Genomic DNA, 20,859 nt, shown 5'->3' on the forward strand with positions numbered 1-20,859 from the left:
CGGCGGCCTCCAGTCAAGACTTGATCGGGGTGAGCGAGCCCATGCCGTTGGGGGTCTTGATCGTGGTGCAGGTGCCGGCCGGGACGTTTTTCCAGTGCATGCCGTCGTAGTCCTTCTTGGCGCTGCCCGCGCAGGTGGTGCCGGCGCCGGCCTTGCAGTCGTTCTTGCCGGCCATGGCGACGCCGTAGCATTTTTCCATGGCTGCACCGGTGCTCGGGGTATTGCCGGCCACGGCGACCCCGGCCAGCGAAGCGAGGGCGAGGGCGGCGGCGGTGAGGGCGATGTTGTTCATGGTGGTGTCTCCAGAGTGTGGGGGCCGTGGCGAATTACCGGCGGCTCATGGAGTAGTTCGCGGCGATCGGCATGACGGTTACAGCGCAGTAAAAATATTTTTTTCGCGGCCACGGCAATCCCCGGGTGCGCTCACGGCAGCGTCTATGGTTCGATAAAAAGAAATCCTTCCCAGGTGTAACCTTGGCGCGCCATGCAACGAACTAACTCACAGGACCTGCTCTGCGAGCGCGAGGCGCACCTGCAGGCGCTGCTGCTTCAGGGCCTCTCGGGCGATGCACGGGCTTACCGTGAATTTCTTGCGGCACTGGCGTTGCACCTGCGCGGTTTTTTGCGCCGGCGCCTGGCACAGCGCCCGGCCGAGGTCGAAGACCTGCTGCAGGAGGTGCTGCTGGCCGTGCACAACGCGCGCGACACCTATCAGCCGCAACAGCCGCTGACGGCCTGGGTGCAGGCCATCGCCCGCTACAAGCTGGTCGACTACCTGCGCCGTTACGGCCAGCGCGAAGCGCGGCATGAGCACCTGGAGGAGGACAGCGACCTGTTCGCCGCCAGTGATGAAGCACCCGCCGAGGCCCGTCGCGACCTGGGCAAGCTGCTGGGACAATTGCCTGAACACCAGCGCTTGCCGATCGTCCACGTCAAGCTGGAGGGTTTGACGGTGGAGGAAGCCTCGCGTATCACCGGGCTGTCCAGCTCGGCGGTGAAGGTAGGCATACACCGTGGGCTCAAGGCCCTGGCCAGGCTGATTCGAGGTAGTGATGATGAAAACCGATGAACTGATTGCCCTGCTGGCCAGCGGGGAAGGGCCGGTGGACCGGCACGCACTGGCCCGGCGGCTGGCTCGGGCGTTACTGGGCGGCGTGCTCGCTGCGTTGCTGCTGACGGCGGCGCTCTACGGGGTGCGCAGCGACCTGGCCGAGGTGGCCCGCACGCCGTTGTTCTGGGCCAAGCTGGCGTTGCCTGGCAGCCTGGCGCTGCTCGGGCTGTGGCTGACCCAGCGCCTGGCCAGGCCAGGGGTGAAAGGGGGCGCCGTGTGGGGCCTGCTTGGCGTGCCGCTGGTGCTGGTCTGGCTGGGGGCGGCCATCAGCCTGGCCGGTGCGCCGGTCGAGGCCCGCGCCGAGCTGATTTTCGGGCGTACCTGGCGCACCTGTGCGTTGAACATCACGCTGCTCTCGGCACCGTTGTTCGTTGCCGTGTTCTGGGCCTTGCGCGGCCTTGCGCCCACCCGCCTGCGCGAGGCAGGCGCGGCTGGCGGCCTACTGGCAGGCGCGACGGCGACATTGGCCTACTGCCTGCACTGCCCGGAAATGGAGGTGCCGTTCTGGGGCGTGTGGTACTTGCTGGGGATGCTGCTGCCTACCGCACTCGGGGCGGCATTGGGCCCGAGGCTGCTACGCTGGTAGAACTGCGGGGAGGTTTTCCGCTAGAATGCGGCCCGGGTGCTAGCTGCAAGAAGCAGTGAAGCAGGTTAAAAAGCTACGCAGGTCGGGCCGCCTTGCGGGAGTCCTTGCGCCCATGCAAAAACATGTAATGCCCCGTGCCCAGCGAATCGCCCAGCGCGCATTCGCCAACCTCGAGCGCTTCCTGCATATCGAAGCTGTCAGCGGTATTGTCCTGCTGATCGCCGCCGTGGCCGCGCTGATCTGGGCGAACTCGCCCGCTGCCGCCAGCTATGATGCCCTCTGGCATGCCCCTGTGACCTTCGGTGTGGGTTCGCTGGTGTTCTCGCAATCCCTGCACTTTTGGGTCAACGATGGCCTGATGACCATTTTCTTCCTGGTGGTCGGCATGGAAATCCGCCGTGAAATCCATGAAGGTGCGCTGTCCAGCCTGCGCCAAGCCACACTGCCCATGGCCGCGGCCGTCGGCGGCGTGGCCGTACCCGCGCTGATCTACCTGGCATTCAGCCACGCGCCTGCTGAACAGCAAGGTTGGGCAGTGCCCACCGCCACCGACATCGCCTTCGCGGTCGGCGTGCTGGCCTTGCTCGGCAAGTCGATCCCTTCGAACGTGCGGGTGTTCCTGCTGGCGCTGGCGATCATCGACGACATCATCGCCGTGCTGATCATTGCCTTCTTCTACACCGGCGGGCTGGATTACAGCGGCTTCGCAGTCGCTGCAGTCGGCCTGCTGCTGGTGGTCGGGCTGCAGAAGATCGGGGTCGGCTCGGCCTATGCCTATGTGGTGCCCGGCGCCATCGTCTGGTTGGGCGTGCTGATGACCGGTGCCCACCCGACGTTGGCCGGCGTGATCCTGGGCCTGATGACCCCGGTTCGGTCGATGCCCCTGGGCCAGCGCCCGGTGGAAGCCATTTCCCGTGTAACCGACGAACTGCTCGGCCGCGCCAAAGCCCCAGAGAGCGACAGCAGCAGCTTGAGCAGCCCGTTGAAGCAACTGCGCCTGGCCCAGCGCGAGCTGGTGCCGCCGGTAACCCGCGTGCAAACCAGCCTGCACCCCTGGGTGGCCTACGGCATCATGCCAGTGTTCGCCCTGGCCAATGCCGGTGTCGGGCTGTCGGGGGTCGACCTGTCTGCCAGCGGGCCCTACTGGGTGATGGTGGCCGTGGCGGTGGCGCTGGTGGCGGGCAAGCCGTTGGGCATCGTCCTGGTCAGCTGGTTGATGGTGCGGCTGGGCTGGTGCTCGCTGCCTGCGGGGGTGACCTGGCGTAGCATCACCCTGATCGGTTTGCTGGCGGGTATCGGCTTCACCATGTCGATCTTCATCGCCAACCTGGCCTTCGCCGACCCGGGCGCCCTGGGCGCGGCGAAGCTGGGTGTGCTGTCGGGCTCGGTGATCGCTGCCGTGCTCGGCCTGGCGTGGGGCACCTGGAGCCTGCGCAAGGCGGCCAGGCCCGTCGCTGCCGAAGCGAGCTGACCGCCACCTGATACGGGGGCTGCTTTGCAGCCCATCGCCGGCAAGCCGGCTCCCACAGATGAGGTCGATGCGGGCCCAGTGGGAGCCGGCTTGCCGGCGATGGGCCGCGACGCGGCCCCTCAGCACTCAGTGCGCCTGTTCCAGGCGCCGTTTGCGGGGGGCGGGTACGTCCCCATGGCCGTCGTCCTCTGCCAGCACTGGCACTTCATTGCCGTCGCAGTCGAACAGCTTGCCATCGCGGAAGAAGTCACCGTCATTGAGGCCGGCGATGTCGCGGTAGCGCAGGGTACGCTCGCTGGCGGCGACGAACACTGACTGCTGGTCGGAGTTGCCGGCACGCAGGTGGTTGAACAGCAGGTTGAGCAGGATCGCCATGATCGCGGCCGAGCTGATGCCAGAGTGGAAGATGGTTTCGACCCAGGCCGGGAAGTGGTGGTAGAAGCCGGGCGCAGCGATCGGGATCATGCCGAAGCCGATCGAGGTGGCGACGATGATCAGGTTCATGTTGTTGCGATAGTCCACCTGGGACAGGGTGCGGATACCGCTGGCCGCCACGGTGCCGAACAGCACCACGCCAGCGCCGCCGAGCACCGAGGTAGGCACGGCAGCGATCAGCCGGCCCATCACCGGCAACAGCCCCAGGGTCACCAGGATCAGGCCTGTGGTGGCCACCACATAGCGGCTCTTCACGCCGGTGACCGCCACCAGGCCGACGTTCTGCGCGAAGGCGCTTTGGGTGAACGAGCCGAACAGCGGCGCCACGGCGCTGGAAATCATGTCGGCACGCAGGCCGTTGCCCAGGCGTTTGGAGTCGACCTTGGTGTCGATGATCTCGCCCACGGCCAGGATGTCGGCCGAGGTCTCGACCATGGTCACCACGATCACGATCAGCATCGACAGGATCGCTGCCACTTCGAAATGCGGCACACCCAGCGGCAGCACCTGCGGCAGCGCGACGATCGAGCCTTGCAGCACCTGGGAGAAGTCGGCCATGCCACAGGCCGTGGCCACCAGCGTGCCGACCACCATGGCCAGCAGGATCGACAGCCGCGAGATGCTGGCGTTGCCGAGCTTGCTCAGCAGCAGCACGGTGGCCAGGGTGAACGCCGCCAGGGCGATGTTGGAGGTGCTGCCGAAGTCGGCGGCCTGGCTATTGCCGCCCATGGCCCAGCGCGCCGTCACCGGCATCAGCGTCAGGCCGATGGTGGTGATGACGATGCCCGTGACCAGCGGCGGGAAGAATTTCGTGATGCGCGAGAACAGCGGCGTTATCACAAGCCCGATCAGCGACGCGGCGATCACGGCCCCGAACACCACCGCCAGGCCGCCTTGGCCGTCGTTGCCGATGATCGCGATCATGGTCGCCACGCCGGCGAAGGACACGCCCTGCACCAAAGGCAACTGGCAACCGAAGAAGGGAATGCCCAAGGTCTGCAGCAAGGTGGCCAGGCCCCCGGCGAACAGCGACGCGGCGATCAGCAGGCCCACGTCGGCGGGGGAGAGGCCCGCAGCCTGGCCGATGATCAACGGAACGGCAACAATGCCACCATACATCGTCAGCACATGCTGAAGCCCGTAGGCCACGTTGGCGCCGACGCCGAGGTTCTCGTCTTCCGGACGAGGTGTAGCGGGAGAAGTCATGGTGAGTAGCTCGCTTTTGTTATTTTGATGCGTCTAACAGCACGGTCTCAGTCGCGGTGGGGTGAAGCGGTGTTGCACAGAAGGCAGGCCGTTGCCTCGAGGCGACGGGCAACGGCCTGGGTGGGTTACTCGCCGATTACCAGTTGGCGTGCCAGTTGGTTGTGGCGCTCCAGCACCCGTGGCAGGTCGACGGTGGTGATACGGCCGTCCTTGACCACCACGCGGCCGTTGATGACGCTGGTGTCGACGTGGGTCGGGGTGCAGAAAACCAGGGCCGCCAGCGGGTCATGCAGGGCACCGGCATAGGCCACGTGGTTGAGGTTGAAGGCGACCAGGTCGGCGACCATGCCAGGGGCGAGGGCGCCGATGTCGTTACGGTTGAGCACCTTGGCACCACCGAGGGTGGCGATCTCCAGGGCCTCGCGCGCGGTCATCGCATCGGGGCCGAAGCCGACGCGCTGCAGCAACAGTGCCTGGCGCACCTCGCCGATCATGCTGGCGCCGTCGTTGGAGGCCGAGCCATCCACGCCCAGGCCTACTGGCACGCCGTGGTCGCGCATCTTGCGGATCGGCGCGATGCCCGAAGCCAGGCGCATGTTCGAGCACGGGCAGTGGGCCACGCCGGTGCCGGTGCGGGCGAACAGTTCGATGCCGTGCTGGTCGAGCTGCACGCAGTGGGCGTGCCACACATCGTGGCCGACCCAGCCCAGGTCTTCGGCATATTCGGCGGGGGTCATGCCGAACTTCTCGCGGCTGTAGGCGATGTCGTTGACGTTTTCTGCCAGGTGGGTGTGCAGCGACACGCCGTACTCGCGCGCCAGTACGGCGGCTTCGCGCATCAGGTCACGGCTGACCGAGAACGGCGAGCAGGGCGCCACTACCACGCGCAGCATCGAGCCGTGGCTGGCATCGTGGTAGTCCTCGATCAGGCGCTGGGACTCCTTGAGGATCGCGCTTTCCTTCTCCACCACCGAATCCGGCGGCAGGCCGCCCTGGCTCTGGCCCACGCTCATGCTGCCGCGCGCGGCGTGGAAGCGCATGCCGATCTCTTCGGCGGCATGGATGCTGTCGTCGAGCTTGCAGCCGTTGGGGTAGATGTACAGGTGATCGCTGGAGGTGGTGCAGCCGGACAGGATCAGCTCGGCCATGGCGGTCTGGGTCGACACCGAGATCATTTCCGGAGTCAGCCGGGCCCAGATCGGGTACAGGTTGGTCAGCCAGTTGAACAGCTCGCCGTCCTGCGCTGCCGGCACCACGCGGGTGAGGCTCTGGTACATGTGGTGGTGGGTGTTGACCAGGCCGGGGATGACCACCTTGCCGGTCATGTCGAGGATTTCGTCGGCGTGCTGGGGCAGTTCGTCGCTCGGGCCGACCTGCTTGATCAGGTTGTCCTCGATGTACAGGCCGCCGCGTTTGATCTCGCGGCGATTGCCGTCCATCGTCACCAGCAGTTCGGCGTTCTTGATCAGTAATGTCTTGGGCATAGGTGTTCCACTCCCACATGGGGTTCTGGTTGCAATTCGAGGTTTGCAGACACCCGGTTTTCGATTAGAGCCAAACCCTAGAAACCAGGCGCTGTTTCAGCACAGGGTTCGTCAGAGCAGCAGCGCACGCGTCGACGCCGCCTGGGCACAGAGGCTCGGCGTTGGGGGACGGAGAGGGTGGCGGCTTGACGGAACAGTGGCGAATGCGGTGATTCGCGCAGAGGGCTCGGAAGGGGCGAGCAGATAGGGGTAATGCATGGCTTTAGCCTGTCGCAATACGCAGCGGCGATTACCGTTGTCGTAGGCGTCGGCTAATGTAACCAGGAAAGGCCGATTTTGTATACGAAAAATTGGAGTGTTGCTACCAGGTGCTTGGCTTGGGTATTGGGGTGGGGCGTAAATCGAGCGCCGCCCGCGCGGCGCATCGCGGATAAATCCGCTCCTACATTTTTTGCAACGTGCCACGGTCTGTCAGGCCATGGTTGTCCGCCTTTGGCGCCCGCCGAGAAATCGCGTCGTACCCCAAGAGCTGGCAACCATGGCCTATCAGGCATAGGCACGTTGCAACAAATGTAGGAGCGGATTTATCCGCGATGCGCCGCGCGGGCGGCGCTCGATCTCACGGACAACAAAAATAGCGCGACAAGCCCCCTGCACCTACACCGCTTCGAGCTTGCGCGGCGCCATGAAGTACAACCACACCAAGGCAACGAAGTACACCGCCGGAATCAAGGTGAACAGCACCGCATAATTGTTATGGGTAAACGTCAGCACACTCCCCACGATCTGCGTCATGAACATCCCGCCAATCGCCGCACACATGCTGCCGAAGCCGAACACCGTGCTCACCAGGTGCTTAGGCGTGTAGTCCATCAGCAGGCTCCAGATGTTCGCCGTCCAGGCCTGGTGCGCGCCCACGGCCACGGCGATGGCCAGCACCGCCAGCCACAGGCCGCTGGCGTGCGCGGCAAAGGTCACGCTGACGATGGTGCAGGCAAACAGCAGCATCGACACCAGCCGCGCACGAATGGCGTTCATGCCGCGGCCGATCAGCCACGATGAAAGGATGCCGCCGCCGATGCTGCCGAAGTCCGCTGTCAGCCAGATCAGGATGAGCGGGATGCCCATCTGGGTGACGCTGATGCCCAGGTCATATTGCTGGTTGAGAAACGGCGGCAGCCAGTACAGGTAGAACCAGAACACCGGCGCCGTGATCGCGAACGCCACGGCAAAGGCCCAGGTGCCGCGCATGCGCAGGATGCGGCTGAACGGTACGCGCGCCGCCTCGGGCTCGATTTCCTGCTGGATGTAGTCCAGTTCGCTCTGGCGCACATGGGGGTGCTCCTCGGGGTTGAAGTACTTCAGCCCCCACAGCACCACCCACGCAAGGCCCAGGCAGCCCATGGCGATGAATGCCGCCTGCCAGCCCCAGGCCGCCAGGATCACCGGCAGCAACGCCGGGGTGATCATGGCGCCGACATTGGTGCCGGCATTGAACAGCCCGGTGGCGATGGCCCGCTCGCCGGCGGGGAACCACAGGCGGGTAGTCTTCACGCAGGCCGGGTAGTTGGCCGCCTCGGTCAAGCCGAGGATGAAGCGACAGACCATGAAGCCTGCGGCCGAGGTGGCCAGGCCGTGGGCGCCGGTGGCCAGGCTCCAGAGCAGCACCGCGACGAAGAACGCACGCTTCACGCCGACCTTGTCGATCAGCCTGCCTTGCAGCAGAAAACCGATGGCGTAGCCCACCTGGAACCAGAAGTTGATGTTGGCATAGTCCATCGCCGTCCAGCTCATGTCCTTGGCCAGGATCGGTTGCATGATGCCGAGGGCGGCGCGGTCGATGTAGTTCAGGGTGGTGGCGAAGAACACCAGGGCGAGCATGCCCCAGCGCGTCTTGCCGACGGCGAAGGCGCCGCGAATCTTGCTGCCGATGGAGCCCTGGGGCAGGGCGGGCAGGGTGCTGTCGATCTTCGAAGGCGTCATGTGCTTGTTTCTTGAAATTGTCAGGAGCTGCCGAGTGCATGTGCGTGCCGCCAGGTTCAGGGCAGGGCGGCGCGCCACGTCATGGAATGGTGAGCAGTGCAGGCAGGGCCGTCAATGCAAGGGGAGGGGCTATTGTTCGATAAACGAACACATGCGAAGCGGCGTTGCGTCTGAAGCTGATTCTCGAAGTGCCTCGCTCCAGCGTGATAAGCCTTTTCGTCGGGTTAATGCACGATATTTCTCACCAGGTGGGAATCCTGTTTCACCCTCTGGGAAAACCGGGTGCACCATGTCGGAAAAGGAGGCGCTCATGAATTACACCAGCCCCACCGATCGCTTGCTGCAGATTCTCGTCGCTCTCGGACAAGCCGATGATGCGGTGGCGGCCAAGGAACTGAGCCTGCAGTTGGCCCAACCGCTGAGCAGCACCTACCGGCACCTGAAAACCCTGCTTCGCTGGGGGCTGGCCGAAGACAATGGCTACGGCCGCTATCTGCCAGGGCCCGCCTGCCTGCAGTTGGCGAAGAAGTTCGACCGCCAGGCACTGTTGGTGTCGCTGGCAATGCCTGAACTCAAGCGCCTGGCCGAACTGAGCCGCGAAAGTGTCGCCTTGATGGTGCCCAGCAATGGCCAGGCCATCTGCATCGAAATGATCGACAGCCCGCAGCCACTGCGTTGCTGTTACCAGAAAGGCCTGGCCCAGCCACTGCTGGTGGGCGCTTCGGCGCGGGTGCTGCTGGCCCACATGGAGCCCGAGCGCAGCGAGGCATTTCTTCGCGAGCAGGGAGTGGATGCCGAAGGTATTGCGCAGTACGCGCACAGTTTCGTCGCAATTCGCGAACAAGGCTTCGCCGTCAGCGTAAGCGAGATCGACGACGGTGTATGGGGCGTCAGCGCGCCCGTGCTCGACAGCCGCAACCGCCTGCACGGGGCGATCAGCCTAATGGCGCCGGCCTTCCGTGCACAAAAGAGCAGCGAGCGCCTGACCCACTGGACCTGTGACGTCGCCTTGCGCGTCGGTGCGCGGCTGGACTGAATCACACCTGGAGTTTTTGCATGACTGACCATCTTTCCCAGCCCGCGTGGCAGGGCCGTATCGACACGGGCGAGGGCGCCTCGGCGCTGCGCTGGCACCAGTGGGTTCAGCCCCTGGCCGAGCGGCAGGTACCCGGCACCGCCTTGGTGGGCCTGGCCTGTGATGAAGGCGTGAGCCGCAACCAGGGCCGCACGGGCGCGCGTCAAGGGCCGCAGGCCTTGCGCAAGGCGCTGGCCAACCTGGCCTGGCGCGGCGAGCGACCGCTCTATGACAGCGGTGATACCACCTGCCAAGGCACCGACCTTGAAGGCGCACAAAAGGCCTATGCCGAACAAGTGACCCGGCTGCTCGACCAAGGGCACTTGCCCCTGGGCATGGGCGGCGGGCACGAAATCGCCTATGCAAGCTTTCTGGGCCTGGCCCGGCACCTGCGCCGCCTGGAGCAACGTCCGCGCATCGGCATTCTCAATTTCGATGCCCACTTCGACCTTCGCAGCGCCGAGCAGAGCAGCTCCGGCACGCCGTTTCGACAAATCGCCGAGTACTGCGAACAGGCGGGCCTGGCCTTCGACTACTGCTGCCTGGGGGTCAGTGAACTGAACAACACCCAGGCGCTGTTCGAGCAGGCGCATCGCCTGAATGTGCGCTACTGCCTGGACCGCCAGATGCAGCCCTGGAACATCGCCCAGATCGAGGCCTTTCTCGATGCGTTCCTGGCAGGCATCGACCACCTGTACATGACTATCTGCCTCGATGTGCTGCCGGCCAGCCAGGCACCGGGCGTGAGTGCGCCCTCGGCGCATGGCGTCGACCTGATGGTGGTCGAGCACCTGGTTCGGCGCGCCAAGGCTTGCGGCAAGTTGCGCATGGCCGACGTGGCCGAACTGAACCCTGCGCTCGACCAGGACATGCGCACAGCAAGGATTGCTGCCCGGCTGCTGGCGAGCCTGGCCGACTGATCCAACTCCCTTCACCTGAGTACAAAAACAAGAGTATTTGCCATGCTGACCCTGAAACTCGATGCACTGACCACTGTTGCCCTGGCGCTATTGCTGCTGGCCATGGGCGCGCAGTTGAAAAAGCACAGCTATTGGCTGCGCCAACTCTGCGTACCGGCCCCGGTGATCGGTGGCTTTGGTTTTGCCCTGGTGGTGTGGTTGCTGCGCAACCAGCAGTGGCTGGACATCACCCTCGACACGGCGATGCAGACACCCTTGATGGTCGCGTTCTTCACCACGGTCGGCCTGGGCGGCAGCCTCGGCCTGCTGCGCCAGGGCGGCAAGATCCTGTTCGTCTACCTGGGCGCCTGCTGGGGGCTGGCGGTGCTGCAGAACCTGGTGGGCGTGGGCATGGCCAAGGCGCTGGGGATCGACCCGCTGCTAGGGATCATGGCCGGTGCGGTATCGCTGGAAGGCGGCTTCGGGGCAGCCGCTGCGTTCGGTCCCATTGCCGAAAGCCTGGGCACCACGGGTGCGACCACGGCGGCCCTGGCTTCGGCCACGTTCGGCATGGTGGCCGGCGGCTTGCTGGGCAGCCCGGTCGCACGCTACCTGATCGACCGCAAGAAGCTGGCCGTTCAGGCCGACAAGGCAGACACCCTGCAAGCGCTGGAGAAAGCCCACGAAGCACCCAGTGTGGCCATCGACGCCAAGGTGCTGCTGCGTCTGCTGACCTGCATGCTGGTGATCATGGTGCTGGGCTTCTGGATTGGCGACGCCTTGAAAGCGCACCTGGGCATTGTCTTGCCGGTGTATGTCGGTGCCATGTTCGTGGCGATCATTGCGCGTAACTTCAACGACCGTGCACGGCTGATCGAGATTCCGGATAACGCGGTCAGCACCTTGGGTGACATCAGCCTGGGCATGTTCCTGACCATGGCCATGATGAGCCTGAAGTTCTGGGAGCTGGAGCAGTTGGGCCTGCCGTTGCTGGTGATCCTGGTGGTGCAGGTGCTGATCATGATTGCACTGTGCGTGTTCGTGCTGTTCCGCCTGTTCGGTGGCAACTACGATGCGGCGGTACTGTGCGCGGGCTACATGGGCCATGGCCTGGGGGCCACGCCCAATGCGGTGGCCAACATGGGGGCCATCTGCGACCACTACAAAGTGTTCTCCTACAAGGCCTTCATCATCGTACCGCTGTGCGGTGCGGTGCTGATCGACATCGTCGCCTTGCCGGTGATCACCTGGTTCATCAACGCGTTCAGCTGATTCCTTGCCCCTCACCTGTGCAGCGCTTGCCGAGCGAGCGCTGCAGTTTTGAAGGTCGGTCGATCAGCTGGGTTGTGCGGCCAGGCTGTTGCTGACGTTACGCCCCAGCACCAGCACCGTGACAAACCCGACACCCACCAGGGCGGTGGCCAGGCTCAGCAGCATCGCACTGCCGAACTGGTCGACGATCCGCCCGCCGAAGAACGAGCCCAAGGCAATGATCACCTGGAACATGGCGACGAACAGCGGCATGCCGCGTTCGACATCCTTGGGCGCCACCACGAACATCCAGATGCTGGCGCAGGCCGGGAAGGCGCCGAAGGCGAAGCCCCAGAGTGCGATCAGCATCGCAGCGCCGGTCAGGCTGGTGGCGAAGTAGGGGAACAGCGCGGTGCTGATGGCGATCAGCAAGGCGACCAGCATCAAGGTATAGCGCACGCTCTGGTTGGCGGCGAAGCCGGCGAACAGGTTGCCGATCACCCCCGCCACACCGTAGAGCAGCAGCAAGGAACCGATGGTCGGCCCATCGAAGCCGGCACTCTCTTTGAAGAACGGCGCAACGTAGGTATACGCGGCGAAGTGCGCCAGGCCGATCAGCAGCACGGCGATCAGGCCGACCCGCGCCAGTGGGTTGATGAACAGCGCCGGCAGGTCACTGATGCGAATCGCCTTGTCCGGGTTGAGCCGCGGTAGCAGGAGCACCTGCGCCAGCAACACCGGCACTCCCAGCAGTGCGGTGACCAGGAAGGTCATGCGCCAGCCCATCAGGCCGCTCAGCCAGGTGCCGACCGGCACGCCCAGCACGGTGGCCAGTGTCACACCGACCATGATGATCGAGGTGGCCTGCGCAACCCCCACGCCTTTGGGTGCCAAGCGGCCACTCAGGGCAATGGCCGTCGCCCAGAAGCCGCCAATGCTGATGCCCAGCAGCACACGGCCGAACAACAACAGGCTGAAGTCGCTGGCGTAGGCCACGACCGCGTTGGCGATGATCATGATCAGCGTCAGGCCGATCAGCAGGTAGCGCCGGTCAAGGGCGCCGATGCCCACCGACAGCAGGGGGGCGGCGAGGGCGGCCATGATACCGGGCAGGGTCACCATCAGGCCGGCGTGGCCGGCACTGATGCCCAGGTCGCTGGCAACATCGTTGAGCACGCCCACCGGGAGGAATTCGCTGGTCACCAGGGCAAAGGCACCCACGGCAACCGAGAGAATCGCCAGCCACTGCTGCTTGACGCTTTGTTGATCATGTTCGGGAAGGCCGTGAGCGGCCTGGCTGTCGCTTGGCATGGTGCAGGTTCCAAGGGAAAGTCGCCTGGAGCAGGCGAGGGGAAGGGAAAAATTGAAGGCGATTGTAAAAGTCGGTACTGGCAACCAGACAGTCGGGCGTCTCGATAGTAATCATCAGTGCGATCGATAAGACGCTTAGAATAGCCTGTCAGTTGGCCGCGCCCATTATGGGGCAGCTTTGTTTGCATTCGACAGGGGGCCAAGCTGGTGACGATGCAGACAGTGTCACACACCAACGGCAAGCCGTCTTTCGTGGAGCAGGTAACGGTTGAAGGGAAGATGGCAGACGCCGGTAGCGGAGAAGTGATTGCAGCGATGATCGACCGTCGAGTGGGGCTCGCAAGCCAAAGCCGGCAATCAGCGACTTTGGCGAACGAGGCCGCCGCCAGGAATCGGGCATCACTTTTCTTTGCTTGCTGTGTGGATTTTTCACTGATCGACTCGCACTGCGTTCATGCTGGTTGCATCACAGCACGCAATGATCAAGTTGCATTCAAGCGTGCGACTGTGCTTGAAGCCCATCGCTGCACGGAATCACCAGGGCTTCAGTGAATTACCCGCCCCATTGAAGATGGTCGGCGCTTACTGCCTGAAACTGGGATCTAGCCGGTCCAGCTTGCGGAGCAGTGCCGGCCAGGCAATTTCGGCGCCCATGCCACTGGTGGCATGCTTGAAGACGTCATCAAGCCCTTGGCGAATGGACTCTGAGATCTCGATCAGCGGGCCGCCAGCCTGAGCGTCGAGCTGAATCCGGCAGGCGTTCTCGAACGTATACATCTTGAGGAAGGCATCCGCAATGCCGCGCGCGACCACCAGCAACCCATGGTTGCGCAGCACCAGGTAGTCGGCCTGGCCAAGGTCGGCCTGCAACCGCGGTTTCTCGTCGGCGCGAAGGGCAACGCCTTCATAGTCATGGTAGGCCAGCGAGTTGAGCACGAAGATGGACTGCTGGCTGATGGGCAGCAACCCACAGGCCTGTGCACTGACGGCCACACCACTGCGGGTGTGGGTGTGAATCACACACACGGCGTTCTCGCGTGCAGCATGGATAGCGCTGTGGATGGTAAATCCGGCCGGTGTCACCGGGAATGGTGAGTCGCTGAGCTTGTTGCCGGCGGCGTCCACGCGGATGAGGCTGGAGGCTGTAACTTCTTCGAAGAGCATGCCATAGGGGTTGAGCAGAAACTGTTCGGGTTCACCAGGCTCTGAGGGCAGGCGAACGCTGATATGGGTAAATACCAGGTCTGACCAACCGTACAGGGCCACCAGCCGGTAGCACGCCGCCAGTTCCACGCGCAGACGCCACTCAGCATCGCTGACCTTTCCCTCAAGCGATTCGATCTTCATGTCGCAAGTTCCTTTCAGGCCTGTTGATTCATGCGTTCCAGCGCTGCCGAGTAGAGGCTTTGCTTGGGTTTGGCAAACACGCGGCGCAGCATCGGCTCGAAAAAGTCCAGCTCAAGCATCTCGCCGTTGGGATCGAAGGCCGGATTGTCGTATAGCGCAACGAACTCGCGCGTATGGGTGAAGTGCGGATACTCGGTATACATGTCGCGCAGGTTGCGATCCATGCCAATGAAGTGGAAGAAGTTATAGCCCTGGAACACGCCGTGGTGCTGCACCATCCAGTGGTTGGCTTCACTTACAAACGGCTTGAGTATTGCCGCCGCCACCTCAGGGTGATTGAACGAGCCTAGGGTGTCGCCAATATCGTGCAGCAACGCGCAGACCACATACTCCTCATCGCGACCATCGCGATAAGCCAGAGTCGCGGTCTGCAGGCAATGGCTGAGTCGGTCGATGGGGAAGCCTGAGTAGTCTCCCTGCAGCAGCATAAGGTGGGCAATGATGCGATCGGGCAGTGCCTGGCTGAAGTGATGAAATTCTTCACCGATGATGTCCCAGTCGGCCTGGGTGCTTTGGTCCATGCGGGTAAAGCTGGCAAGAGAATTCATACGGCCAATCTCACGATAAACGCGCTGCTGACAACGCTGATTGTTTTAGTTGGAGGAGTCCGCATCCAGCATGAAACTGGCCATCTAGCGGGCCCTTGTCACTACGCTATCGGCGTCCTATATTCGCGTCTAATGCATTCTTTTCGGGAATCTTATGCGTTGAAGGCATCAATCGATTTGAAACGCCTACACCATCTGGAGCTGCTTTCTGAAGAGCTGAACTTCTCGAGAGCGGCGGACCGTGCGCACCTATCGCAGACGGCGTTCAGTCGCAGCATTCAGTCGCTGGAGGCCGATTTCGGCATGCGGCTGTTTGACCGCGACACGCGCTCGGTACGGCCGACCCCCGCTGGTCGCTACCTGATCGATAAAGCCAAGCTGCTGCTGGGACGAGCCCGTGATCTGGCGAACGACGTCTATTACCTGGCTCATGCCGAACGCGGCGAGTTGAAGTTCGGCACCAGCTTACTGGCCATCGATGGTCCACTCAGGCGCGCGCTGACCGAGTTGAAAATGCAGTGTCCTCATCTGAAATTGCACATCGAGGTGAGCCAGACCCTCAACTTGCAGTTGCATCTGGAACAGGAACATATTGAGTTCTTCGTCGCCAACCCAGGCGAGTTGGAGCAGGACGACCGATTCACGGTGACTCAATTGCCAGCCGAGCCTGCGTCCATCTTTTGCCGACCAGGCCACCCGCTGTTGCAGCAAAATACCCCGCCAGCGCCCGCACAAGTGGCGGACTACCCTTGGTCGGCCGTGATGATCGACAAGTCTTTTGCCCCGCGTCTACGCGAGATGTTTGGCATGAAGCCCAACCAGGCTCTGCCGCTAGCGTTGTCCTGTGACAATCTGCAGTTGCTGCGCGACCTGACGCTGTGTAGTGACAACCTGCTGTTCACCTGGAGTTGCTGGACTAATCGGGACAGTAGCAACGGCGAGCTGGTAAATATTGGCCAGCTATTGAAACCGGCACTTGACCCCCGGCAACTCAACATCGAATGCGCCATCGTGCAGTTGGCAGGACGCACCCTGTCACCACCCGCTCAGCGCTTGATGGATCTTATCCTTGCGCAACATTCACACATTTCCCTAAGCCAATGACCGTCGCCATCCGACCCAAAGCGGGCAGATAACTCAAGAAAAATTGGCCGGGCAGAAAGCGCCACTGCGACTGAAAGAGATCTGGGCCATTCGGGTAAGGCTCCAGACCGCGGAGGAACCTCGTGATCTAGCCCTTTTCGATCTGGCCATCGACAGCAAGCTACGAGCCTGCGATAAGACCAGGCATCGCGTGCGCGCCGTTGCTCATGGGTCATATGACTTTCACAGCACGGCCAATGAACTTGACTGGGCCCGTTGGCGTGCCGGTGGGGGAGCCTCCTGCCTTCTCGAGTGTCAGCTCGAACAACTGATTCGGCTCAAGCGCAGGTAAGCGCTCCATCGGCACGCGGTACTGCTCGCCCGGTTTTACCAAGCCCAGCGAAACAGGGGCGTGCCACTGCTCGCCCTTGGTCCAGAACTGCAAGGTCATGCCGTCAGGCACATCATCATGGCCCAGGGGAATCAGTTCGATCATGCGCGCATCGTTGGCTTGCACTACCCATCCTGGGGCTTGCCCCGATGGCGCCACGAGTACAACCATGTACGTGGTTACCGGCGGTGCCGTGGCCCACAAGGCGAGGGCGAGCAGCAAGCTCGCGGCCAGGCCTGCAGCACTCAAGCCCTGCCAGACTGCCAGCCGCTGCCACCAGCGAGTACTTTGCGGCCTTGCAGGCTGTGCCTGCTCAAGGCTGCGTTCGATCCGACCCCACAAGCGGTGGCTCGGCGTGATGGGCTCTACCTGCGAGGTCAATTCGAGCAGGCGAGCCTCCCATGCATCAACTGCGGCACGCAGGGCCGGCTCTGTTTGCAGCCGGCCCTGCATGGCAGTACGTTGTTCGCCACTCAAGGTACCCAGCACATACTCGGCCGCCAGCTCGTCCAGGTCCTCGGTATTGCCATCATCAGGGCTACGTTTCATGCCATGCACTCCCGCAGGGCCTTCAGGCTTCGCTTGATCCAGGCCTTCACGGTGCCCAGCGGCGCACCCAGCAGGGTTGCGATTTCGGCGTTGCTGCACCCGTCCACGTAGGCGTGCAGGATGCAGCGCTGAGGCGCGGGTTGCAGTTGCTCAAGGCAGCGATAGATCTTCGCCGAGCCTGACCACAGTTGCAGGTCATCCAGCTGCGCAGGCACCGTCACAGCCTCGATACTGCCAATCTCATCCAGGCCTGCTTCCCAGCGGCTGTCTCGCACGCAGTTCAGCGCCAGGTGACGGGTGATGCTGTAGACCCAGCCCCGGGCCGAACCACGCGAGGGGTCAAAGCTGGCAGCACGTGTCCAGATACGCACAAAGGCATCATGAACAATGTCCTCAGCGCTCGCCTGGTCACGTGCGATCCGACGTGCGACGCCCAGCAATCGCCCGCCCTCATGCTCGTACAGCGCCTGCAGGGCATGGCGGTCTCCTTGGGCGCAAGCGGCAAGACAGCCTTCGAAGTCAAAAGGAACAACTGGAGAATTCAAGATATGGGCGTTCCCTTTTTCATGAAGGCCAGGCGATGCCTCGGCCTGGCGGCCAAGGCTTGCCCAGGAGCGTAGATCATCACGCGCAAGTGCGCGGCTCAAGCCCTCATCACTTGGCTGACCAGAACACGTAGTCGGCCTGGTATTTGACGACCTGTTGCGCGCCCTTGTTCTGCGCCGTGCAGTCCATGCTCGGCGCTACGCCGCCGCGTGTCGCCAGCCGCTGGATATAGCTGACCCCTTGCATGGCGCCCTTGCCATCAGCAGGGTTGGCTTTGACCAGTTGATAGGGGAGGTCGCCTTTGGCCGCTGGGGCGACGGCAAGCTGGGTGCCGGTCACTTTCGAGCCGTCCTTGGCCTGCCAGGTGGCTGGAGGGCCGAAATAGTCCCCCACAGGTTTGCCGGCACGGTCATTGAGCACCGCTTTGGGGCCTACGAAAAACCATTCCGTCTGGCCGGGAGCATTGGCCTTATCGCGGCACTCGTAGGTGATGTCACCCACACCGACGGTTTCAAGCATGACGTTGTGGCCGTCGGGAACCTTGACGGCATCCGGGATGCCTGATTGAGCATGGGCGGTTGCAGACGCAAGGACGAGACCGGTCACAAGCAGGGAAAAAGCGGGCTTGAGGTTCATGAGGCGAATTCCTTTGGGGTCATGGGATGGGCAATCATCGACTGCCTGATAATGACTACCCACCAGCTGCCGTTTTGGATGCACCGGTCCAGAAATCATTTTGGCCAGTGAGCCCTGAGGAAGGTGTTCAGACCACATTGACGGCCATCCGCAGCACCGCCTCTGTCGATTCCACGTCCCACCGCTGGTCGCAAATAGCGAACGGCTGTTTATGCTGACCACTCTCCTATTCTGAGCGCCGCAGAAACGCATCCAGGCCATCGAAGCTAAGTGTCCTATCCCGTCGCTCGCTGTCTCGCCCGCCTCTCATACGAGCCTTGCTAAATGCTCGAGGGAGATCGCGCGGTAAAAAAACGTCTGATCACGCCGGGCATTCTCGCCGGCGTCACCCGAGCAGCCTTGAACCAAGAGTCGGGATGCTCTACTGCCTGTGGCCTCTGGCCAGGAGCGCACTATGAACTTCGAAGAACGCGACAAGTACGGTATGTACAAGGGACGGACCGATTTCACTGCCGACGGAGACCGCGGCCCGGGGCCGCGGCTGATGGGCGCGGATACCCTCATCGGCAACGACGTGTATAACACGCAAGATGAAGACCTGGGTGACATCAAGGAAATCATGCTGGACACCGCCAGCGGCAAGGTTGCGTACGCCGTACTGTCGTTCGGCGGTTTCCTGGGGATGGGTGAAAAGCTGTTCGCCGTGCCATGGGCTGCGCTGCGCCTGGATACGGTAAACAAGCGCTTCGTCCTAGATGCCGACAAAGACCGCCTGAAGAACGCCCCAGGCTTCGATAAGGACAACTGGCCAAACATGAGCGATCCGACTTGGGGCAAAGGTATCCACGACTACTACGGCACCACGTGGGAAAACGATCCCCAGCTGTGATATTGCCAACCTGCTTGGCCGGGCTCCCGGCCAAGCCTCCCCTGACCAAGGGTCCGGGACAGGGGCCTTTCGGTCGATAGCTGTCATTTTCAGGCATGCAATCATCTGTTGCCTGGTCTTGATTGGCCATTGATTACGAATTTAGATGACAGTGCTTTGATCGTTCGCGATCGCTAGGTACGTAGCACGGTCATGATGACACGAGACGGTTTTTCGCTGCTCATATGAACGGTGTTTCGGGCTATTCGTTTGTTCGCAGCTTGCCCTTCAGGCTCACCGCTATTTGGGTTCACATCGAAGCGGGGGAAATTGCTGCTCGCAATATCAATGCGCAGGCGATGACCTTCCTTGAAACGATTGCAAGTGGCAAAGGGATGGATTGATACCTTAAAGCACTGACCAGGCACCGTGGGCGAAGGGGCACTCCAGGAGTTGCGATACCGGGCACGGATGATCCCGTCCGTGATGTTCATTGCGAAACCCTCTGGGTAATCAATACTCGGTGGGTAGACGTCAACCAGTTTTGCAGTGAAGTCAGTATCCAGGCCATCTGTCTCCACCCACAACTCAAACTCGATACTGCCGGCAACCACAAGGTCTGCCGCCAACGGCTCAGTTGAGAAGCTGAGTACATCGGGTCTGTCGCTCAAAGGACGGTTGTCACCTTGGGCTCCGAAAAAACGAGCCGTCTCGCGCTGGTCGTATGCACCGCCTGCAAATACAGGCGCACCTGAGGTGAGCGCCCCACCAATGGTTGGCACTGGGTTCAGTGGATCTGCTAGGTACGTCTGGCTGCTGGAATTCGTAGGTGCTTCATCTCTCAGAACACCATCAGCGTAGAAGTGCAGCGTCATTTGCTGACTACCGGGTAAAGGCCACTGGGTTGCCGACAGCCACTCCCCGCCATGATCGATTCGTTGGGATTCGTTTCTGCTACCCGACCCACCGCCCATGATGAACACCTGCACCTGTTGGAGGGATGGCAAGGTTGCGGTTGACTGAAGCAGGTGGTTTTTAAACCACTGCAGGCGGCAAGATAGCCAGTCTTCCTCTACATGCCCATCGAACGCAGAGTTCACTCCGAACTCTGCGTCGCCACTGTGCGTGACGTTGCGATCACCGTGCAGCCACGGCCCCATAATCAGCCGTTGAGGTGCGTTCCCGTGGCGAATGAAGGCGTTGAAATTTTCCAGCGTCGAGCTGACATAGGCGTCATACCAGCTAGACATGTGGAGCACTGGAATGTCGGGAATCCTTGCGCGGTAATGGTCGGCGCAGATACCCAACTGCTTCCAATAGGCGTCGTAATTGCCCCGTCGCCACTGGTCAAGAAGGTAGTCCTCATATTCGGGGGCATGGCGTAACGGAGAGTGGCCAGCCTGCCACGGCATATTCGCAAACCATTCGTGGATGTCCTCCTGCTCAAGCGATGCTCGCAGTTGTAGATCAGTGTTTGCAGCGGGACTCTCTTTGGCCTGTTTGTAGGCCCAGGTAGCCTGCTTGAGTTCAAATGCCCCGCCTTGGCGAATTCCGCACTGGAAGGCGTTGGCGAACCCTCCTGAATCGAGAACCATCGTGCAGAGACCAGGTGGGTTAAGGCATGCCATGGCCAACTGCGTATGGGCGGCATAGGACAGACCCATACTGCCCACGCGCCCGTTACACCAAGGCTGCTCTACCAGCCAGGCGAGTGTGTCGTACCCGTCTTCACCCTCGTTGATGTACTTGACGAATTCGCCTTCGGACTCATACCGACCGCGACAGTCTTGGAAGACGGTCACGAACCCTTCGGTGGCAAAGGCGGCTGCCATTTCCTCACGCCCGAGGTGATGCCCATCCAGACGCTTCTCGGAACGAGATGGCATCGATTTGTTGTACGGGGTGCGCTCGATGATTACGGGTAGTGGAGAGTTCGTGGCATCGGGCAAATAAACGTCCGTGGCCAGCCGAACGCCATCGCGCATCGGCACCATCAAGTTTTTCAAAACGTGCATATCT

General features: G+C 62.4%; 20 protein-coding genes and 1 pseudogene. 10 read left to right on the top strand and 11 right to left on the bottom strand.

Features of this window, described 5'->3' with window-relative positions; genetic code table 11:
* Positions 1-13 precede the first annotated feature (13 nt).
* On the bottom strand, positions 14-292 hold the full coding sequence (locus tag KU43P_RS10840) for a DUF2282 domain-containing protein (protein ID WP_317662974.1): 279 nt from the start codon (positions 290-292) through the stop codon (positions 14-16).
* A 192-nt stretch (positions 293-484) separates the two neighbouring features.
* On the opposite strand from KU43P_RS10840, the gene KU43P_RS10845 reads away from it, so the two are divergent.
* From KU43P_RS10845 to nhaA, 3 genes are all read left to right on the top strand, one after another.
* Positions 485-1,069: a sigma-70 family RNA polymerase sigma factor gene (locus KU43P_RS10845; RefSeq protein ID WP_317662976.1), complete on the top strand. Its 585-nt coding sequence runs from the start codon at positions 485-487 to the stop codon at positions 1,067-1,069.
* Positions 1,056-1,697 (top strand): DUF1109 domain-containing protein, encoded by a 642-nt coding sequence (locus tag KU43P_RS10850; RefSeq protein ID WP_317662977.1) that lies wholly within the window; start codon positions 1,056-1,058, stop codon positions 1,695-1,697. The genes KU43P_RS10845 and KU43P_RS10850 overlap by 14 nt, the downstream gene beginning before the upstream one ends.
* Positions 1,698-1,809: 112 nt before the next feature.
* Complete coding sequence (gene nhaA, locus KU43P_RS10855; protein WP_317662978.1) at positions 1,810-3,168, top strand: Na+/H+ antiporter NhaA; 1,359 nt, start codon at positions 1,810-1,812, stop codon at positions 3,166-3,168.
* Between the two features lie 126 nt (positions 3,169-3,294).
* Here nhaA and KU43P_RS10860 read toward each other — a convergent pair whose 3' ends face one another.
* From KU43P_RS10860 to KU43P_RS10870, 3 genes are all read right to left on the bottom strand, one after another.
* Positions 3,295-4,809 (bottom strand): nucleobase:cation symporter-2 family protein, encoded by a 1,515-nt coding sequence (locus KU43P_RS10860; RefSeq protein WP_317662980.1) that lies wholly within the window; start codon positions 4,807-4,809, stop codon positions 3,295-3,297.
* Positions 4,810-4,934: 125 nt separating this feature from the next.
* The gene (locus tag KU43P_RS10865) at positions 4,935-6,293 is read right to left on the bottom strand and encodes an 8-oxoguanine deaminase (RefSeq protein WP_317662982.1); all 1,359 of its coding nucleotides are present in this window, start codon (positions 6,291-6,293) and stop codon (positions 4,935-4,937) included.
* 657 nt (positions 6,294-6,950) lie between these two features.
* Complete coding sequence (locus tag KU43P_RS10870) at positions 6,951-8,276, bottom strand: MFS transporter (RefSeq protein WP_317662983.1); 1,326 nt, start codon at positions 8,274-8,276, stop codon at positions 6,951-6,953.
* Positions 8,277-8,586: 310 nt separating this feature from the next.
* On the opposite strand from KU43P_RS10870, the gene KU43P_RS10875 reads away from it, so the two are divergent.
* From KU43P_RS10875 to gltS, 3 genes are read left to right on the top strand one after another with little or no spacing between them, the layout of a single operon-like run.
* Entirely contained in the window at positions 8,587-9,312 is a 726-nt protein-coding gene (locus tag KU43P_RS10875) for an IclR family transcriptional regulator (protein WP_317662986.1), read from the top strand.
* A 20-nt stretch (positions 9,313-9,332) separates the two neighbouring features.
* Positions 9,333-10,271, top strand: coding sequence for a formimidoylglutamase (gene hutG, locus KU43P_RS10880; RefSeq protein ID WP_317662988.1), 939 nt, complete (start codon positions 9,333-9,335; stop codon positions 10,269-10,271).
* Positions 10,272-10,313: 42 nt separating this feature from the next.
* Positions 10,314-11,522 carry a sodium/glutamate symporter gene (gene gltS / locus KU43P_RS10885; protein WP_317662990.1) on the top strand — a complete coding sequence of 403 codons (1,209 nt, stop codon included), beginning with the start codon at positions 10,314-10,316 and terminating at the stop codon, positions 11,520-11,522.
* A 63-nt stretch (positions 11,523-11,585) separates the two neighbouring features.
* On the opposite strand, the gene KU43P_RS10890 is transcribed toward gltS, so the two are convergent.
* The gene (locus tag KU43P_RS10890) at positions 11,586-12,812 is read right to left on the bottom strand and encodes an MFS transporter (protein WP_317662991.1); all 1,227 of its coding nucleotides are present in this window, start codon (positions 12,810-12,812) and stop codon (positions 11,586-11,588) included.
* Between the two features lie 207 nt (positions 12,813-13,019).
* On the opposite strand from KU43P_RS10890, the gene KU43P_RS10895 reads away from it, so the two are divergent.
* Positions 13,020-13,364, top strand: coding sequence for a hypothetical protein (locus KU43P_RS10895; protein ID WP_411567239.1), 345 nt, complete (start codon positions 13,020-13,022; stop codon positions 13,362-13,364).
* A 30-nt stretch (positions 13,365-13,394) separates the two neighbouring features.
* On the opposite strand, the gene KU43P_RS10900 is transcribed toward KU43P_RS10895, so the two are convergent.
* Positions 13,395-14,159 carry a class II aldolase/adducin family protein gene (locus KU43P_RS10900; RefSeq protein ID WP_317662992.1) on the bottom strand — a complete coding sequence of 255 codons (765 nt, stop codon included), beginning with the start codon at positions 14,157-14,159 and terminating at the stop codon, positions 13,395-13,397.
* Positions 14,160-14,173: 14 nt separating this feature from the next.
* Positions 14,174-14,767 carry an HD domain-containing protein gene (locus KU43P_RS10905; protein ID WP_317662994.1) on the bottom strand — a complete coding sequence of 198 codons (594 nt, stop codon included), beginning with the start codon at positions 14,765-14,767 and terminating at the stop codon, positions 14,174-14,176.
* Between KU43P_RS10905 and KU43P_RS10910 the strand changes: the two genes are divergently transcribed.
* Positions 14,690-15,871 carry a LysR family transcriptional regulator gene (locus KU43P_RS10910; protein ID WP_317662996.1) on the top strand — a complete coding sequence of 394 codons (1,182 nt, stop codon included), beginning with the start codon at positions 14,690-14,692 and terminating at the stop codon, positions 15,869-15,871. The genes KU43P_RS10905 and KU43P_RS10910 overlap by 78 nt on opposite strands.
* Positions 15,872-15,899: 28 nt before the next feature.
* Positions 15,900-16,082: pseudogene (locus KU43P_RS10915) on the top strand (integrase); the annotation flags it as partial.
* Here KU43P_RS10915 and KU43P_RS10920 read toward each other — a convergent pair.
* The 3 genes from KU43P_RS10920 to KU43P_RS10930 all read right to left on the bottom strand — a co-directional run bounded on the left by KU43P_RS10920 (position 16,083) and on the right by KU43P_RS10930 (position 17,972).
* The gene (locus KU43P_RS10920) at positions 16,083-16,790 is read right to left on the bottom strand and encodes an anti-sigma factor domain-containing protein (protein WP_317662998.1); all 708 of its coding nucleotides are present in this window, start codon (positions 16,788-16,790) and stop codon (positions 16,083-16,085) included.
* Positions 16,787-17,335, bottom strand: coding sequence for a sigma-70 family RNA polymerase sigma factor (locus KU43P_RS10925; protein ID WP_317663000.1), 549 nt, complete (start codon positions 17,333-17,335; stop codon positions 16,787-16,789). Before KU43P_RS10925 ends, KU43P_RS10920 begins: the two co-directional genes overlap by 4 nt.
* Positions 17,336-17,444: 109 nt before the next feature.
* A complete protein-coding gene (locus KU43P_RS10930) occupies positions 17,445-17,972 on the bottom strand; it encodes a DUF3455 domain-containing protein (protein ID WP_317663002.1) in 528 nt (175 codons plus the stop codon).
* Positions 17,973-18,426: 454 nt separating this feature from the next.
* Between KU43P_RS10930 and KU43P_RS10935 the strand changes: the two genes are divergently transcribed.
* Complete coding sequence (locus KU43P_RS10935; RefSeq protein ID WP_317663004.1) at positions 18,427-18,861, top strand: PRC-barrel domain-containing protein; 435 nt, start codon at positions 18,427-18,429, stop codon at positions 18,859-18,861.
* A gap of 173 nt (positions 18,862-19,034) precedes the next feature.
* On the opposite strand, the gene KU43P_RS10940 is transcribed toward KU43P_RS10935, so the two are convergent.
* The gene (locus KU43P_RS10940; RefSeq protein WP_317663006.1) at positions 19,035-20,855 is read right to left on the bottom strand and encodes a CocE/NonD family hydrolase; all 1,821 of its coding nucleotides are present in this window, start codon (positions 20,853-20,855) and stop codon (positions 19,035-19,037) included.
* Between the last annotated feature and the right edge of the window lie 4 nt (positions 20,856-20,859).

Origin of the sequence: Pseudomonas sp. KU43P (assembly GCF_033095865.1) — a bacterium.
Classification (GTDB): Bacteria; Pseudomonadota; Gammaproteobacteria; order Pseudomonadales; family Pseudomonadaceae; genus Aquipseudomonas.

Coding starts and splice junctions, on each gene's coding strand:
- KU43P_RS10840 (WP_317662974.1), bottom strand. CDS start 292: ATGAACAACATCGCCCTCACCGCCGCCGCCCTCGCCCTCGCTTCGCTG.
- KU43P_RS10845 (WP_317662976.1), top strand. CDS start 485: ATGCAACGAACTAACTCACAGGACCTGCTCTGCGAGCGCGAGGCGCAC.
- KU43P_RS10850 (WP_317662977.1), top strand. CDS start 1,056: ATGAAAACCGATGAACTGATTGCCCTGCTGGCCAGCGGGGAAGGGCCG.
- nhaA (WP_317662978.1), top strand. CDS start 1,810: ATGCAAAAACATGTAATGCCCCGTGCCCAGCGAATCGCCCAGCGCGCA.
- KU43P_RS10860 (WP_317662980.1), bottom strand. CDS start 4,809: ATGACTTCTCCCGCTACACCTCGTCCGGAAGACGAGAACCTCGGCGTC.
- KU43P_RS10865 (WP_317662982.1), bottom strand. CDS start 6,293: ATGCCCAAGACATTACTGATCAAGAACGCCGAACTGCTGGTGACGATG.
- KU43P_RS10870 (WP_317662983.1), bottom strand. CDS start 8,276: ATGACGCCTTCGAAGATCGACAGCACCCTGCCCGCCCTGCCCCAGGGC.
- KU43P_RS10875 (WP_317662986.1), top strand. CDS start 8,587: ATGAATTACACCAGCCCCACCGATCGCTTGCTGCAGATTCTCGTCGCT.
- hutG (WP_317662988.1), top strand. CDS start 9,333: ATGACTGACCATCTTTCCCAGCCCGCGTGGCAGGGCCGTATCGACACG.
- gltS (WP_317662990.1), top strand. CDS start 10,314: ATGCTGACCCTGAAACTCGATGCACTGACCACTGTTGCCCTGGCGCTA.
- KU43P_RS10890 (WP_317662991.1), bottom strand. CDS start 12,812: ATGCCAAGCGACAGCCAGGCCGCTCACGGCCTTCCCGAACATGATCAA.
- KU43P_RS10900 (WP_317662992.1), bottom strand. CDS start 14,159: ATGAAGATCGAATCGCTTGAGGGAAAGGTCAGCGATGCTGAGTGGCGT.
- KU43P_RS10910 (WP_317662996.1), top strand. CDS start 14,690: ATGAAATTCTTCACCGATGATGTCCCAGTCGGCCTGGGTGCTTTGGTC.
- KU43P_RS10905 (WP_317662994.1), bottom strand. CDS start 14,767: ATGAATTCTCTTGCCAGCTTTACCCGCATGGACCAAAGCACCCAGGCC.
- KU43P_RS10920 (WP_317662998.1), bottom strand. CDS start 16,790: ATGAAACGTAGCCCTGATGATGGCAATACCGAGGACCTGGACGAGCTG.
- KU43P_RS10930 (WP_317663002.1), bottom strand. CDS start 17,972: ATGAACCTCAAGCCCGCTTTTTCCCTGCTTGTGACCGGTCTCGTCCTT.
- KU43P_RS10935 (WP_317663004.1), top strand. CDS start 18,427: ATGAACTTCGAAGAACGCGACAAGTACGGTATGTACAAGGGACGGACC.
- KU43P_RS10940 (WP_317663006.1), bottom strand. CDS start 20,855: ATGCACGTTTTGAAAAACTTGATGGTGCCGATGCGCGATGGCGTTCGG.